Source organism: Peribacillus sp. TE19612 (assembly GCF_056279465.1).
Genome location: NZ_JBWCCL010000003.1, coordinates 313,280 through 329,629, shown reverse-complemented (window position 1 = coordinate 329,629; position 16,350 = coordinate 313,280). Strand labels below are relative to the sequence as shown.

The following is a 16,350-nucleotide window of genomic DNA, read 5'->3' as shown; positions in this document are numbered from 1 at the left end:
GGTGGAACCGATGCTTGAAAATCTTATACAAAAATTCCCGAACGCTCTTACCAATAAAAAAGATACTGATGATATTTCTAATTATGTTTGGTTCGAAGACTTCAGAAGTATACTTGGTATTCCCCGTTCAGAAATCACAGCAGAAGAAATCCGTTTATTGGAACTGCTTTTTGTTCCTTCCATAAACCCAAATAACCTCAATGCACATCCAGGCTCATCATGGAAAAATTTTTTATCCGAACCGAATGCACCATTGCCTTTAACGAGCTGGGAGAATGTTCGATTCCTTCATTTCAAGTTGACTCATGCTGATTTTTCCAACTCCGATTTTGAAGGGGCCTTCCTCGCTTTCGTTCCATCTGACGCAGCTATTATTTGGGAAAATGAAACGTCAGGCGTCTTAATTGAACCCGACAAGGATGAACCATTATCAAATAAAGAACTGATCGCCATTACTTCCACACTTGAAAGTGACTTTTATGTAAAGACCCGTATGTTCACCGGGCGCTTTCACCCTGTAGATCAAGACCTTCGCCATCACTGGACTCAGGAGAAAAAGTGTTTTGAAGTGGCACAGGTGCATCTGCCGGATATAAAAGTGACTGATTTGGCAGACATCATCCCATACTCATTAATAAATGATCCATCCTTTAAGAATGCAAATTGGTTTATCAATGAAATTCTTGGCAAGACCAAGCACGATACTGAGCTTATCAAAACGGTTAAAACGTATATCGAATGTAACTCCAATGCCACATTTGCCGCCAAACAGCTTTATATACATCGGAACAGCTTACAATACCGAATCGATAAATTCTCTGAAAAAACTGGTCTCGATATTAGAAACTTCCGTCATGCCCTTACTGCATACTTGATACTTTTACTGAATGATTAATTTCCAATGTAAGCACTTTTTTGTGCAATATGCCCATACTTTTTTCAAAACCTATAGCTTAGACTATAGCTAATTGGTACAAGTAATCTAAGAGTTTAAAAGGGGGATTTTTCATGGCAGAGTTAGTGTTAGATCATATATTCAAGATTTATGATAAAAAGGTGACGGCTGTTAAAGACTTCAACCTTCGTGTTGCCGATAAGGAATTCATCGTTTTTGTGGGACCTTCAGGTTGCGGTAAATCAACGACATTAAGGATGATTGCCGGACTGGAAGACATTTCCCAAGGAGATTTATACATAGACGGCAAGCGAGTCAATGATGTCCCCCCTAAAGATCGCGATATTGCGATGGTTTTCCAGAACTATGCCTTATATCCTCATATGTCTGTATTTGACAATATGGCATTCGGATTAAAGCTCAGGAAAACGCCAAAAGCTGAAATCAAGCAAAGAGTAAATGAAGCGGCAAGGATTCTCGGACTTGAAGAGCTGCTAAACAGGAAACCTAAAGCGCTTTCAGGTGGTCAGCGCCAGCGTGTTGCACTTGGCCGTGCAATTGTAAGGGACGCAAAAGTTTTCTTGATGGATGAGCCATTATCCAATCTCGACGCAAAACTGCGGGTTCAAATGCGCGCGGAAATAGCTAAACTGCATAAACGGCTCGACACCACAACGATATATGTCACACATGACCAAACAGAGGCAATGACCATGGCGACACGTCTTGTTGTAATGAAAGATGGTATCATCCAACAGGTCGGTGCTCCAAAGGATGTTTATGAGAAACCAATAAACGTGTTTGTCGGCGGCTTTATCGGATCGCCTGCCATGAACTTCTTTTCCGGAACATTAAAAGAAGGCACAATCAAAATAGGCGAACAAACGCTTGAAATACCTGAATTTAAGATGAAAATGCTACGTGATCAAGGATATGTCGGAAAAGAAGTAATCCTTGGCATCCGTCCGGAAGATTTCCATAATGAAGGAGCTTATTTCACGGAGTCCCCTAACACTACATTCACGACCCAAATTGATGTAGCCGAACTCATGGGCGCGGAGATCATGCTCTACTCAACTTTAGAGGGGCAGGACTTCGTTGCAAGGGTCGATGCCAATAACATTATCCAGGCAGGCGAAAAGATCGAACTTGCCCTCGACATGAATAAAGCGCACTTTTTTGATAAAGGGACCGAACATCGCATTTTAGTTGAAGAGGATGAACAGATGCAGGAAAGCATGAAGTTATCTGCCAATTAAACATGAAAAGACCCATTCATTATGGGTCTTTTTACGTTAAAATAAAGGGCGATTCATTCCTGGACCAATACCACTTCATCATGTCCGCATTCAGGGCATTTCATGAGATGGGGGCATTGCCCTTTTTGAAGGGATTGAGGGTATCCGTCGTTTTCTTTAAGTATGTCGATATCCATATAAGCACTGTAATCATCAGCATAATCCATGAATTTCCCTTTATCCTCAAGTTCACTGCCGCATTCCGGGCAATCCACATGAATTTTTCTTAGACCGTTGCAAAGCGGGCATATAGACATTGTTTTTCCTCCTGTTCCAGATACTTATGATTTCAGTATTTGTCGATTCCAGTATTTTAACACATGGAAACACCCTCCCTAATGCTAGAGGGAGGGTACTTCCATCCAATTATTTATTAACCATGTTAGCAGGATCGACCCATGCTTTGAATTCATCTTCCGTCAGGAACTCCAGTTTCAATGCCGCTTCTTTTAACGTGGAGTTGTCCTTGAAGGCAGTTTTGGCAATCTTGGCTGCTTTTTCATAACCGATATGCGGGTTCAATGCTGTTACCAGCATAAGGGAACGCTCTACATTTTCTTTAATCTTATCTTCATTTGCAGTGATGCCAACCGCACAATTATCGTTGAAGGAATGAATGCCTTCCGTCAATAATTTGACCGTTTGCAGGAAGTTATAGATGATGACTGGTTTGAATACATTCAATTCAAAGTTACCTTGGCTTGCTGCAAAGCCAATTGTAGCATCGTTACCCACGATTTGTGTCGCAATCATGGTAAGCGCTTCGCTTTGGGTCGGATTGACTTTACCTGGCATGATGGAGCTGCCCGGCTCGTTTTCAGGAATGGCAATTTCTCCGATTCCGCTTCTCGGTCCACTTGCAAGCCATCTGACATCGTTCGCAATTTTCATTAAATCCGCCGCCAATGCTTTCAAAGCACCGTGTGCGTAGACGATTTCGTTATGGCTAGTCAATGCATGGAACTTATTATCAGATGTGACAAAAGGATATCCTGTATCCGCTGCAATTTGTTTGGCAGAAAGTCCCGGGAATTCTTTATTTGTATTGATTCCGGTTCCTACAGCCGTTCCGCCTAGAGCAAGGTTCAATAGTTTTTGGCTGCTTTCCTCAATCATCGCCAAATCTTTATCGAGCATCGCTTTCCAACCGGAAATTTCTTGTCCTAATGTTAAGGGTGTAGCATCTTGAAGATGTGTCCGGCCGATTTTCACGACATCCCAAAATTCTTTTTCTTTTGTATCGAATGTATCACGAAGTGCTTTGATGGCAGGAACCAATTTTTCAGCGACTTCCATAAAGGCTGCAATATGCATGGCAGTCGGGAAAGTATCATTTGAGCTTTGTGCCTTGTTAACATCATCATTCGGGTGAAGGATTTCCGATTCACCATTTTCTTTTAACCATTCATTCCCTTTGTTAGCGACCACTTCATTCACATTCATATTACTTTGCGTACCGCTTCCCGTTTGCCAAACTACAAGCGGGAAATGTTCATCAAGCGTACCTTCAAGGATTTCGCCGCAAATCTTGACGATGGCGTTCTTTTTAACTTCGGAAAGATCACCAAGATCATAGTTCACCTTTGCAGCAGCTTGTTTAACGTATGCAAATGCACGAACCAATTCAATCGGCATTTTTTCGTTACCGATTTTGAAATTGTTACGGCTTCTCTCAGTTTGTGCTCCCCAATATTTATCAGCAGGAACTTTCACTTCACCCATCGTATCTCGTTCGATTCTGTATTCCATGTGTTCTCCTCCTAAGTTTGCACTATTCATTGAAGAAATTTTGCATATGAAATGAATAATGTCGTATTATTCTTTCTCTCCATACATTGTACAAACTTTATTATTTTAAAGCAAAAATATCCCGCTGACCCTTTCCATATTTCTGAAAAATCCTAGGCCATTCATATTTAGATGAAAATTTGGATATTCTTTTTTGACACATAAAGTGTAGGCACCGCTAGGCTTCAATTGACCTGGCCATGAACACCAACACATCATCACTCCCAAAATGTCCTTGACAGTATTTTGTATATATAGTAAATTCAAAAGAAATTGAATAATCTAAACTCTTATCGAGAGAGGTAGAGGGAATGGCCCGATGACACCTCAGCAACCTTCATTTGTTTCAAACCAATGAAAAGGTGCTAATTCCACAAGTTTATGAACTTGGAAGATAAGAAGAATGACTCGTCACTACTTAATCAAAGTCTTCTTCTTAAAGAAGACTTTTTTTTATTTTATTTAACTCAAAGGAGCAGTGAAAACCATGTATAAACCTGAAACATATCTTGCTCAATTAGGAAATCGCAGTGAAACGGCGACAGGAACAGTCAATCCGCCGGTATACTTTTCAACAGCTTTTCGCCACGAAGGAATCGGTCAATCGACGGGATTCGACTACACAAGGACAGGTAACCCTACCCGCCAGCTATTGGAGCGATCCATCGCCGATCTGGAAAAAGGAGACCAAGGCTATGCCTGCAGTTCAGGAATGGCCGCCATCTCCACTATACTCGCCCTTTTTAAATCTGGTGATGCGTGGATTGTCAGTGAAGATCTTTATGGCGGTACATATCGGCTGTTAGAACAAGGTTTTAAAAAATGGGGATTGCAGTGTGACTATGTAAACACTTGTTGTTTGGAGGATATCGAAAAAGCCATCACTCCTCACACGAAAGCCATCTTCATCGAAACTCCCACTAACCCTCTTATGCAGCAAACGGATATTAGCGCCGTTGCCGCATTGGCTAAACGATATAATTTATTGCTAATCGTTGATAACACTTTTTACACGCCTCTTATTCAACAACCCATCTTGCTTGGAGCGGATATTGTGATTCACAGTGCAACCAAGTATCTCGGTGGTCATAATGATGTGCTCGCCGGACTGATCGTTGCTAGCGGCGCTGAATTATGTGATGCACTTGCCTTCCATCATAATGGCACTGGAGCTGTCTTGAGCCCATTTGATTCTTGGCTGTTGATGCGCGGAATGAAAACCCTGGCATTGCGGATGGAGCGGCATGAAAAGAATGCCAAGATACTTGTAGATTACTTATCGGAGCATGATTGTGTTACGGACGTATTGTATCCAGGCCGAGGCGGCATGATTTCTTTCCGCATCATTGATGAAGCGGCGGTCAACCCATTTTTACAATCGCTCTCATTAATTTCCTTTGCAGAAAGCCTTGGAGGGGTCGAAAGCTTCATCACCTATCCTGCCACACAAACACATGCCGATATACCGCTTGAAGTCAGAACGGCAAACGGGGTTTGTAATCGATTGCTCCGCTTCTCCGTTGGCATAGAAGATAGCGACGATTTGATTGGTGACTTGCAGCAAGCATTCGCACATGTAAAAAGGGAGGCACTACGATGACAGATCATGATTTTAGCTTTGAAACGAAATTACTTCATAATCAACATAAATTCGATCCGGTAACGGGCGGTGTGAGCGTCCCCATTCAGCATGCATCGACTTTCCATCAATCCGATATCGATCAATTCGGCAAATATGACTACAGCAGAAGCGGGAACCCAACTCGCGAGGCACTTGAAGATATCATTGCCGATCTAGAGGAAGGCACTCACGGCTTTGCCTTTTCATCAGGTATGGCTGCCATTTCAACAGCCTTCCTCCTATTGTCTGCCGGAGACCATATCGTCATTTCCGAAGATGTGTATGGCGGAACGTTCAGGATGGTCACAAGCGTATTGAACCGTTTCAATATTGAGCATACCTTCGTTGACATGACGGACCTTGAAAGTGTCAAAGCGGCGGTTCAGCCAAATACCAGGGCCATATACATTGAAACGCCTTCAAATCCGTTACTTAAAGTGACCGATATTCAAGCTGTATGTGATATCGCAAAAAAAGCCGGTGCCTTAAGTTTTGTTGATAATACATTCTTGACGCCCGCATTGCAAAAACCGCTGAATCTGGGCGCTGATGTTGTCCTTCATAGCGCGACGAAGTTTTTATCCGGCCATAGTGATGTGGTAGCTGGGCTTGCGGTCGTTAAAGATCCGGAATTGGCGGCAAGACTCGGTTCGCTTCAAAACTCCTTTGGAGCGGTCCTTGGTGTCCAGGATGCGTGGCTCGTAATGAGAGGCTTGAAAACCTTGTCAGTTAGAATGGAACATTCACAAAAAGGGGCAGAAAAGATTGCAGCCTACTTAAAGGAGCAGCCCTTGGTGAAAAAAGTGTATTATCCCGGCCTAGCCGATCATCCACAGCACGCCATCCAGAAAGGCCAGTCACTCGGAGCGGGGGCGGTCCTTTCATTTGAATTGGAAAGTGAGGAAATCTTCCGTTCCTTCGTGAACACTGTCGAGCTCCCTGTTTTTGCCGTAAGCCTGGGAGCGGTAGAATCCATATTATCCTACCCGGCCAAAATGTCCCATGCGGCCATGCCTGCTGATGAAAGGGAAAAGCGAGGCATCACGAATAGCTTGCTCCGCCTCTCTGTCGGACTGGAAAATCCGGACGATTTAATCAAGGACTTCGAAGCTGCCCTCGTCAATATTGCCAAAGGGGAAGCAATTGCTGCAAAATGATTTTAAAGTAGTGGGTGCCTCATATTTTATGGGCACCTTTTTTTATTCCATCAATAAAAGAAGACCATCGATTTCCCGATGGCCTGACTCTCATTTCTTCATATTATATTTATCCAGGAAGCGATCCACCCGTCCGCCTTTTTCAGCAAACTTCTGCTTTCCTGTATAATAAGGGTGCGTATCCGAGCTGATTTCCACTTTTAATAAGGGATATGTTTGGCCGTCTTCCCAAACGATCGTTTCATTGGACGTCTTAGTGGAGCCTGTCAAAAATTTATACCCACTGTTGGTATCCATGAATACCACTTGTTGATAATCGGGATGAATTTCTTGTTTCACTATTATCACCTCATCGTCAGTATAGGTATATATTAAACGTAATGATTACTATTATCAATCATTATGCTTGAAGGTACCAAAAGTCGGTACCTTCATTATAGTTTAATCTAGATGATCCACCCTTATTCAATTGTGTTCAGCCAGCCATGCCTTTATGCGGACCTGCCTGCAGTTCATACATTTGATAGTACTTCCCTTTCAGTTCCATTAATTCCTCATGTGTACCTTGCTCAGCAATCCGCCCTTTTTCCAGTACAAGAATTTGGTCGGCATTTTTTATCGTGGAAAGCCTATGTGCTATGATGAAGGTCGTTCTCCCTTTTTTCAGCACTTCCATTCCCTCCTGGATAATTGCCTCGGTTTCGGTGTCGATGCTTGCTGTCGCTTCATCCAAGATCAATATGGCCGGATTGAATGCAAGGGCACGGGCAAAAGAGATTAGCTGACGCTGTCCGGAAGACAGCGTTCCGCCTTTTTCGATCACGGGTTCGTCAAGCCCTAAAGGAAGATGCTTCAGCACTTTGTCCCCCCCGACATCTCTTAATGCTTTTTCAACCATTTCCCTTGTGATGCCTTTATGATTGAGACTGATATTGGAGGCGATGGTGCCAGTAAATAAATAGGGGTCCTGAAGGACGATCCCCATATGCTCCCTAAGCGTCTGATGGGGGATATCCAATATATTTCTGCCATCGATTTTGATCTGTCCTTCACTGCTGTCATAAAAGCGGAACAATAAATTCATTATGGAGCTTTTTCCTGAACCGGTGTGGCCAACTAAAGCGACCGTTTCCCCCTGTTTAGCGGAGAAGGAAATGTCCCTTAACACATATTCTTTATCCTTATAACCAAAAGAAACATTTTCGAATTGTACGTTTCCTTTGTATCTGGATATGTTTTCATCGCTGACTGCCAATCCCTTCTCATCCAATAAGCTGAACGTCCTCTCCCCTGCAACAAGCGCCTGTTCAAGATTAGCGAACTGATTGACGATTCCGTGAAGCGGATGTAGCAGGCGGCTGATCAAATCAACAATTGCATACATCATCCCTAAGGAAATGGCCGAACCCGCTGTAAGGGAAATACCGCCGAAATACCAGACGAAGGCCATCAGCGCCAAAACCTTAATGACGCCAATCAAGTTTCCACCCGTCAACGAGTTCAAATGGAGCATTTTATTTTGATAGGAAAAATGCTCCCGGTTCAGATTTTCAAAAGATTGCTTCGTCTCCTTTTCACGTCCAAATGCCTGAATGATGCTCATACCAGAAATGGATTCATTGATCATTCCATTAATATCGCTGACCCGTTCCCGAATGATGTGATTATATTTCGAGGCGAATTTACGGTATACCATCGTCCAGATAACGATGATCGGAATAAGCAGAAGGCCAATGGTACCGACTCGTGAATCCAGAATAAACAAAGCAATTAGAACGCCGAAAATATTAATGGTACTCGAGAAGAAGTTGGCGAGCACGGTTACATATAATTCCCGGATAGCTTCCGTATCATTAGTGACCCTGGCTACAACTTTACCCGCTGGCATATTATCGAAATAACGTATCGGCATACGGGAAATATGCCTAAATATATCATTTCGCATCTTCTGTATGATTCGGTTCGCCGCTTTCTGTAAATAAAAACTCTGGCCATATTGAAAAATGGAGGAAAGGATGACAAGGCTGAAATAAAAAGCCACAAGCTTAATGATCCGCGGGATTTCCGGTTGATAAAATCCCATCACTTCCTGACTCGTCAATTTCACTGCTTGCGCACGTTGCTCTTTCCCGTCTTTCTTGATGATCAATGATTGGTTCTCCAAGGTTCTGCCCCCATCGATAGGGACAGCTTCATCTACGAAGACAAATTGATTGCCAACCTGCAGAACATGGACTTCCCTGCCTTTCTTCTCACCTTTTGCAAAGTAATCAGCCCGTTTATACCAATTTCCATCATACTTAACTGCATCTTTTCCTTTACCTGCTTCATACCAGGAAGATTCGATGCCAAGTATATGTGAATCGATGATTTTCTTGGCAACGAAAGGACCCGTTAAATCGGCCGCTACCGAAAGAGCAAGCATGATCAGGGCGCCAATGATCAATTTTTTATAAAGGGCAGCATAATTAAAAAGTTTCTTTACGACCTTCATGCCTTCACCTCCGTCCCTTCGTCAACCTGCTGTCGTTCATATTGCTCCCTATACCAGCCATCATTCAGCAGTAAATCCGCATGAGTCCCCTCTTCGATGATCTTTCCGCTGTCCAATACGATAATCCTGTCCGCGTGCTGAACGGCTGATAAGCGGTGGGTTGTGATGATGGTCGTTTTCCCTGCCCGTTCATTTTGGATATTTTCGATGATCGTCGTTTCCGTTTTTGCATCGACAGCGGATAAGGAATCATCCAATATAAGGATTTCCGGATTTTTGATTAATGCCCTGGCAATCGAGATCCTCTGCTTCTGCCCACCGGACAGAGCGACACCCTTCTCACCGACGAGTGTCTCTAGACGGTTTGGCAGCATCATTAAGTCCTTCTCAAAATCCGCAAGCCGGATGGCTTCAGCCAGTTCAGCTTCCGTTGCATCCATTTTACCGAATAAGATATTTTCCCTAACAGTCTTCGAGAATAAAAGATGGTCCTGTGGAACATATCCGATCCATTCACGGATATCTTCAAGGTGCAGTTGCTCCAGCGGCTTGCCTGCAAAAGCGATTTCACCTGTTCCTAAAGGATATTCCCGCAGCAATTGCTTCACGAATGTCGTTTTTCCACTACCTGTTTTCCCTACTATCCCCAATGTTTGACCGCGCTCAAGCTGAACGGAAATATCGGATAGATTCACAACCGTTGAGGAAGGGTATGTAAAATGCACTGAATTGAATTGGATATTCCCCGGGTTCGTAATACTCTCCAGCCTCATTGAATTCTTCACATCCGCTTCATACGAAAGGGTATCCTGAACACGGTCTAGCGAAGCATTTCCCCTTTGCATGACATTGATCAGTTCACCCACCGCGATCATCGGCCAGATTAACATGCCTAGGTACACATTGAACGAAACAAGTCCGCCAAGCGTTATGGCCTGTTGAAACACAAGATAAGCCCCATAGCCCAACCCGATTAAATAACTGATGCCAATGATAATGCTGATCGTCGGATCAAAGAGGGCGTCGATCCTTGCCACGGCTAGGTTTTTGCGATATACATCCTCGGTCATTTCCTCAAATCGCTTTTCATCTTCCCGTTCCTGGACATAGGCACGGATAACACGGACACCGGAAATGGATTCCAGGACCTTGTCATTTAAAGTGCCAAAGGCTGCTTGTGCATCCGTAAAACGTTTGTAAATTTTCTTCACGTAAATTTGCATTAGCACTGCCATGATCGGAAGCGGCAGCACCGCCGCAATCGTTAACTGCCAGCTGATCGTGGCTCCCATCATGACCACTACCGTGATGGTGAACAGCACCGCGTCAACGAGGGTCAATATCCCGAAACCAGCTGTGAGGGATATGGCCTTTAAATCATTGGTTGCCCTTGCCATTAAATCTCCTGTACGGTTCTTTTCATAAAAACTCGGCGTCATTTTCAGCAAATGTCCCATAAACCCTGACCTTAGTTTCCGTTCGACCAAGTTTCCGCCGCCGAATAACAGATAACTCCATAAGTAACCAAATAGGTAACTGCCGATCAGTACCATGAGCAAATAAATAACGTATTTCATGACCCCTTCCTGCGTCATGCTGCCATTGTTCATATCATCGATGGCATTCCCGACAAGTTTTGGCGGGATAACCTCCAAGATATTCACTAGACATAGAAATAAAATCGCCAAGGTGTAACGCTGCCACTGTTCTTTAAAGAACCAGGACAGCTTTTTAAAAATCGCAAACATGAATTCCCCTCCCTTTTGGTCAAACCTTTCACTCGCTAACCGCTTTCTGGATCTCCCGGCTGCAATAAGATTTCCAATGTTTTTTGTCTCATTTATAGTTCCTCCTATCCTTTATATGGAAAGGGTGCTAATGCACCTGGATCCAAAATGCCAAAAAGCCCCCGCCAATTAGCGGAAGCTTTTTTAGATGCGTAATAACATATAAAAGCGCAGGCCGCGAAAATTCCACAACCTGCGCTTTAAAATCATGAATGGAAACGAGGAATCCTATGTCTGGAAAGACAAGGTCTCAGGGCAGGCGGACGTATGATATTCAATTGTGACATCACTGTGCTTAACTGATTTAGTCATGACGTTCGCCTCCTTTTCCATTGATTAATGGTAATTTTTAACTTGTTTTTAAAGATTACTACGATTGCATATTTTTGTCAATTGAGACTTTTCTAGATTATTGATGGATAATCCTTTATTCTAATAAGAATGACGCAACCTAAGGAGGTTCAGCATATGCAATGGAGAAAATATATACTCCTGGCGGTTCCCTTTTTATTATCAGCCATTTTCATCTTATTTGCCGTACCGGTCCAATATAGATTTTTATCCTTCATTCCTGTGTTTCTTTTCTGGATAGTTTATTATATTTTATTGTACCGGGAAAAGAAGAAAAAAAGATGACATCACCTTGGGGCCGTTGCAAATGCAACGCCCCTTTCTTGATGGCCCTGCATATAATGATCGAAAAACATTCGTGGTGAAATGTATGCTTTCCCAATATTTGCAAAAGCTGTTGGGTAAACACCCTGCCAAAACAAAACCGATCATCGATGCAGAAAGATATGACACACTAAAATCCCGTTTACAAAAAGAGCTCTTTCAGCCTGTTGATGAGTCAAAAGCTTTTTTCCCCGAGGAAGCCGCTCTGATAAAAAGCATTCGAACCGAAACGGCTGCCTTGAACCGGAACAATATCACAAGAACACAAGCCTATCTTGCCTTTTACAATCGAAATCCAGAGATCCACTGGGCCTTTTTAGCACATATGGTTTCGAGGAATGGCGGATACCATATGACTGACTTGAAAAGTTCAAACATGACCCATCTCCTTGACAGAGCGGAACGGCAGAAATTTTTCCTTTTCCTTGAGCGTGCCAATTCAGCCATATTTGCAGATGCCTTCCCCCAGCTTCTTTTATATGAACATTCTAAACAAAAAGAACTTCCGCTAAGAAGGTATTTACCAGTATTCCGCATTTCAAGATTCATGGCCCCGATTTGGGAATGTTTCATCGAAGAGCCCCATTCACCCCTTTTGACAACGGCCCTTATCATTAATGAACAAAGAATGCTTCAGGAAAGGATATTAAAACGCACCCGTCATGGTGAAATCCTCCGCAGGCTTGATTTTCAGCTTCAGGAATACTTAGGCTTCATGAAAGTGATCTTTCCTTATGCAAACAAGCAAAAAGGACTTCATTCCTTGACAGGACTTACCGTCGAACGCTTTGCCGACCCGAAACAGCGCATTGCAACGGGGAAATTATTATATGGGCTTCTTTTTCAGCATCCGGTGGTTTTTCGCGGTGTTGGCCATTTTACAAAAGAGATTCCCCACACGGGTTCCAGGGAGGATTACTGGGCAAGCATATATACCTCTGATGGATCCACGTCAAAAGTTGATAAAATCTTCAGTCCCACTCTTCATGATGCATGGAAAGATCAACTATTCTTTCCTCCACATTCCTTTGATTGGTTCACGAATGAAAGCTATATGGAAGATTTACGAAGTTTACCGATCATTAAAAAGGAGGACCTGACCAACGAGGTGCTAGAAAATGTCAAGCAGCTCAAAACCCTTAACGAAATGAAAGCCATTTTCTAGCATGATGCCTCTTACTTTGAATATCCCATCCCCCATTTGGCAAGAATGGTTAGCAAAAAGAATGGGTGAATCAAATGAGAGGCATTGTACTATTGAATCCAAATCACAAGATTGGGGATTTACATACGGATGAAAGCTTGGCAATCCAAAAGATCGTGTCGGACAAGTATATGGAAGAGAATAATATTTCCCCGGTCATACTCAATCCGTATCAAATCCACCCTTATTACACCATCCCGCATGAGCTTCTATCCAATTTACAAAGTAAAAAAACGGGGCAAATCGATTGCCTTGTGCTTCACTCCCTAGAAACCATTGAACGTTTCAACTATATTTACCCTGAAAAATGGCTTGAGCTATGCGGATATTTCAAAGAGATTATCAGTGTCACGACTCAAACTCCCGTTAGGAAATATGAAGCAAATTAATGTTTATCATGGTACTTAAGTCATTGTTGTGAATTTAAGGGTTATAGTCATTAATCGTTCATGTACAAGACTTCTTTCCAATCACCTTGTTTATGTTCCCCTTTTTTTAATGAGCGCCCCAAACACGCATCCCTACTAATGATTGCCTTTGTACCGGTACGCCCCATTTTATCTATTAAAACCCCTTCGGCTTCATTAGCCTATATATTTATATCAATTTTCCCAATTATAAGATTACTAGGAATTATATAACTTCAGAACATTCTTTTGGAAATATAGATAAATTTACGGATAAAGCATAGAAAAATAAGTTAATTTTATATATCATTGGAGATAGGAATTTTCTTATTTTTTACTTTTACTAGAAAGGAATGTTAATGATGGCCAAAGAAAAAAAGAAAAAAACCCCAATTCCTTTCCGACTGAACTTCATGTTCTTTTTAATATTCATTTTATTTTCAAGCTTAATAATCCGGCTTGGCATCGTCCAAATCGTGTATGGCGATGATTACCTTCGCGAAGTCGACCGAACGGAAAACGATGTGGCCAATACCCCTGTTCCCCGGGGCAAGATGTATGACCGGAACTTGAATCCGGTCGTTGATAATGAGCCGCGTAATGCCATCACCTATACGAAATACCCGAATACCAAAACGGCCGATATGGTGAAGACGGCAGAGGTCCTTGCCACCTTGATAGAAAAAGATACCAAAAAGGTAACCCTTCCGGATAAAAAGGATTTTTGGATTTTAAAGCATCCGAAAGAAGCCGAAGCCTTGATCACCAAGGCCGAGAAGAAGAAGGTAATCGAAAAGAAACTGGAGCAAAAAGATTTATACAAACTTCAAATGGAACGGGTAACCGATGAGGATATCAAAGAATTCACCAAGGATGAATTGGAAGTGATCGCCATCTTCCGGGAATTCAATAGCGGCTATGCCCTCGCACCTTCGATTGTAAAGAATAAAGATGTCTCCACTAAGGAATTCGCCAGGGTCAGTGAACATTTGGATGAAATGCCAGGCGTGGATGTAACGACGGATTGGGAAAGGACCTATAAGTATGATGAGACCCTCCGCTCGGTTCTTGGCAAGGTCTCTTCTTCCGAAGAAGGCATTCCCAATGAAAATATTGACTATTATCTGGCACGCGACTATACCAGGAATGACCGGGTCGGAAAAAGTTATATTGAAAAACAATATGAAGATGTCCTGCGCGGTCAAAAGACGCGGATTGAAAATGTGCTGAGCAAAGGGGAAGTCATCAAAACGAATACCCTCACTGAAGGGCAAAGCGGAAAAGACTTGGTCCTTACAATTGATATGGAGCTGCAGCAGCAGGTTGAAAAAATCATCGAGAACGAATTGCGCAAAACCAAGGCTAAGGGAAATACCTACTTATTGGATCGTGCCTTCGTCGTTTTAATGGACCCGAATACAGGCGAGGTGCTTACGATGGCCGGCAGGCAATACGGCCGTAACAGTAAAACAGGCTTGACCGAAATGAACGATTTTGCCCTTGGAAACATTACGACCTCGTATACGATGGGATCATCTGTTAAAGGTGCCACTGTCTACACAGGCTTTCAGACAGGAGCCATCGCACCAGGGTCAGCTTTTTTTGACAGGAAACTCCTTTTAGCAGGGGCTCCTAAGAAAGGATCTTATAGTGATTTGGGTTATGTAACCGATGTCTCCGCGTTAAAGAAATCATCGAATGTCTATATGTTCATGACGGCAATCAAAATTGCCGGCGGTCATTATATCCCTAACCGGCCGTTAGGAATCAACCGGGAAGCTTATTCCATCATGCGGAATCATTATGCCCAATTTGGCTTGGGTGTCCGTACCGGCATCGACCTGCCAAATGAATCCGTAGGGTTTAAAGGAGTCGATATGTCAACAGACGGATTGCTGCTGGATTTATCGATCGGGCAGTATGATACATATACCCCTATGCAATTGGCACAGTATGTTTCGACGATTGCAAATGGCGGAAAAAGGCTTGAGCCCCATATGGTCAGGGAAATCAGGAATCCATCCAACGAACACAATGAATTGGGCAGCGTCTTTAAAACAATGAGTCCCAAAGTGTTAAACGATTTAGGCGGGAAAGACGTTTGGATGCAGCGTGTCCAGGAAGGATTCAGGCAGGTTGCCCAGGAGCCAGGCGGGACGGCATATAAATATTTCGGCGGGAAGTCTTACCGTGCGGCAGCAAAAACGGGTACTGCCGAGGCCTTTTACGACGGACCGCGGAGAAATCAATATAGCGCTCCAGTCCCGACTATCAATTTGACGCTTGTAGGTTATGCACCTCACAATAATCCGGAAGTGGCATTCTCTGTCGTCGTGCCATGGGTGTATCAAGGCAAGCCCTCTGATGATATTAACAAAAGGATCGGGCGGGACGTAATGGACGCCTACTTTAAATTGAAGGAAAAAAGAGCAAAAGGTGAATCTGGTGCAGATAAAGCAGTAGAAAGCACTCAATGATGAATACAAAAAAGGCCTGCTCGATTACGAGCAGGCCTTTTTATGATGCCCATTTATTCCAGCTTTTGAACGAATTCCTTATAAAGGGCCCTAAGGGCATCTCCCCTGCTGATGATGCCGACGACTTTATCATTTTTGTCCACGACGGGGATTTTCTTGAAATGATGCTTGGAAAGGACCTTTATCAATTCATCTAGCGGATCTTCGGGAGATAGCTTTGTAATCCTTTTATTTTTAATGATTTGTGAGACTTTATCATTCATTTTGGATGTAACCTTTTCATCCAATTCTTCACCGGGAAGAACCGTAATGTAGGTGAAATACCCCATGATGGCTTCCTCTGCAGGTGTCAAGTAACGTAGGATATCCCCGTCCGTCACCATTCCCAATAGCTTATCATGTTCATCCACAACGGGGACCCCGCCCACTTTATTTTCGATCAAGATCCGCAGAATTTCCTTTAATGTAAAATCAGGACGGGCTACAAAGACTTCCCTTATCATGAAATCCTTAACTAACATATTACCACCCCTTTTTTAATTTTGTA

14 protein-coding genes and 1 riboswitch are annotated in these 16,350 nt (G+C 43.1%); of the genes, 8 read left to right on the top strand and 6 right to left on the bottom strand.

Annotated features, from left to right (window positions below; genetic code table 11):
* Positions 1-10: 10 nt before the first annotated feature.
* A complete protein-coding gene (locus tag ACZ9AO_RS07505; RefSeq protein WP_251538566.1) occupies positions 11-895 on the top strand; it encodes a PucR family transcriptional regulator in 885 nt (294 codons plus the stop codon).
* Between the two features lie 113 nt (positions 896-1,008).
* Positions 1,009-2,154, top strand: coding sequence for an ABC transporter ATP-binding protein (locus ACZ9AO_RS07500; protein WP_289349243.1), 1,146 nt, complete (start codon positions 1,009-1,011; stop codon positions 2,152-2,154).
* Between the two features lie 53 nt (positions 2,155-2,207).
* Here ACZ9AO_RS07500 and ACZ9AO_RS07495 read toward each other — a convergent pair whose 3' ends face one another.
* Both ACZ9AO_RS07495 and fumC read right to left on the bottom strand, forming a co-directional pair.
* Positions 2,208-2,450 (bottom strand): hypothetical protein, encoded by a 243-nt coding sequence (locus ACZ9AO_RS07495; protein ID WP_034314767.1) that lies wholly within the window; start codon positions 2,448-2,450, stop codon positions 2,208-2,210.
* Between the two features lie 109 nt (positions 2,451-2,559).
* Positions 2,560-3,942 carry a class II fumarate hydratase gene (fumC, locus tag ACZ9AO_RS07490; protein WP_476108790.1) on the bottom strand — a complete coding sequence of 461 codons (1,383 nt, stop codon included), beginning with the start codon at positions 3,940-3,942 and terminating at the stop codon, positions 2,560-2,562.
* A 326-nt stretch (positions 3,943-4,268) separates the two neighbouring features.
* Positions 4,269-4,382: riboswitch (SAM riboswitch) on the top strand.
* Between the two features lie 86 nt (positions 4,383-4,468).
* Between fumC and ACZ9AO_RS07485 the strand changes: the two genes are divergently transcribed.
* Both ACZ9AO_RS07485 and metC read left to right on the top strand, forming a co-directional pair.
* A complete protein-coding gene (locus ACZ9AO_RS07485) occupies positions 4,469-5,581 on the top strand; it encodes a methionine biosynthesis PLP-dependent protein (RefSeq protein ID WP_034314771.1) in 1,113 nt (370 codons plus the stop codon).
* Positions 5,578-6,759, top strand: coding sequence for a cystathionine beta-lyase (gene metC, locus ACZ9AO_RS07480; protein ID WP_053534051.1), 1,182 nt, complete (start codon positions 5,578-5,580; stop codon positions 6,757-6,759). The genes ACZ9AO_RS07485 and metC overlap by 4 nt, the downstream gene beginning before the upstream one ends.
* 90 nt (positions 6,760-6,849) lie before the next feature.
* Here metC and ACZ9AO_RS07475 read toward each other — a convergent pair whose 3' ends face one another.
* The 3 genes from ACZ9AO_RS07475 to ACZ9AO_RS07465 form a co-directional block, all read right to left on the bottom strand.
* Positions 6,850-7,098 carry a type B 50S ribosomal protein L31 gene (locus tag ACZ9AO_RS07475; protein ID WP_034314776.1) on the bottom strand — a complete coding sequence of 83 codons (249 nt, stop codon included), beginning with the start codon at positions 7,096-7,098 and terminating at the stop codon, positions 6,850-6,852.
* A gap of 136 nt (positions 7,099-7,234) precedes the next feature.
* Complete coding sequence (locus ACZ9AO_RS07470; RefSeq protein ID WP_476108789.1) at positions 7,235-9,253, bottom strand: ABC transporter ATP-binding protein; 2,019 nt, start codon at positions 9,251-9,253, stop codon at positions 7,235-7,237.
* Positions 9,250-11,001 carry an ABC transporter ATP-binding protein gene (locus ACZ9AO_RS07465; protein WP_476108788.1) on the bottom strand — a complete coding sequence of 584 codons (1,752 nt, stop codon included), beginning with the start codon at positions 10,999-11,001 and terminating at the stop codon, positions 9,250-9,252. The genes ACZ9AO_RS07470 and ACZ9AO_RS07465 overlap by 4 nt, the downstream gene beginning before the upstream one ends.
* 507 nt (positions 11,002-11,508) lie before the next feature.
* Between ACZ9AO_RS07465 and ACZ9AO_RS07460 the strand changes: the two genes are divergently transcribed.
* From ACZ9AO_RS07460 to ACZ9AO_RS07445, 4 genes are all read left to right on the top strand, one after another.
* The gene (locus ACZ9AO_RS07460; protein ID WP_153246154.1) at positions 11,509-11,676 is read left to right on the top strand and encodes a hypothetical protein; all 168 of its coding nucleotides are present in this window, start codon (positions 11,509-11,511) and stop codon (positions 11,674-11,676) included.
* A 22-nt stretch (positions 11,677-11,698) separates the two neighbouring features.
* Positions 11,699-12,880: a DUF2515 family protein gene (locus ACZ9AO_RS07455; RefSeq protein WP_476108787.1), complete on the top strand. Its 1,182-nt coding sequence runs from the start codon at positions 11,699-11,701 to the stop codon at positions 12,878-12,880.
* Positions 12,881-12,954: 74 nt separating this feature from the next.
* The gene (locus ACZ9AO_RS07450) at positions 12,955-13,308 is read left to right on the top strand and encodes a hypothetical protein (protein ID WP_476108786.1); all 354 of its coding nucleotides are present in this window, start codon (positions 12,955-12,957) and stop codon (positions 13,306-13,308) included.
* 380 nt (positions 13,309-13,688) lie between these two features.
* Positions 13,689-15,803 carry a peptidoglycan D,D-transpeptidase FtsI family protein gene (locus ACZ9AO_RS07445; protein WP_251539040.1) on the top strand — a complete coding sequence of 705 codons (2,115 nt, stop codon included), beginning with the start codon at positions 13,689-13,691 and terminating at the stop codon, positions 15,801-15,803.
* A 53-nt stretch (positions 15,804-15,856) separates the two neighbouring features.
* On the opposite strand, the gene ACZ9AO_RS07440 is transcribed toward ACZ9AO_RS07445, so the two are convergent.
* Entirely contained in the window at positions 15,857-16,324 is a 468-nt protein-coding gene (locus ACZ9AO_RS07440; RefSeq protein WP_214769613.1) for a CBS domain-containing protein, read from the bottom strand.
* Positions 16,325-16,350: the final 26 nt, after the last annotated feature.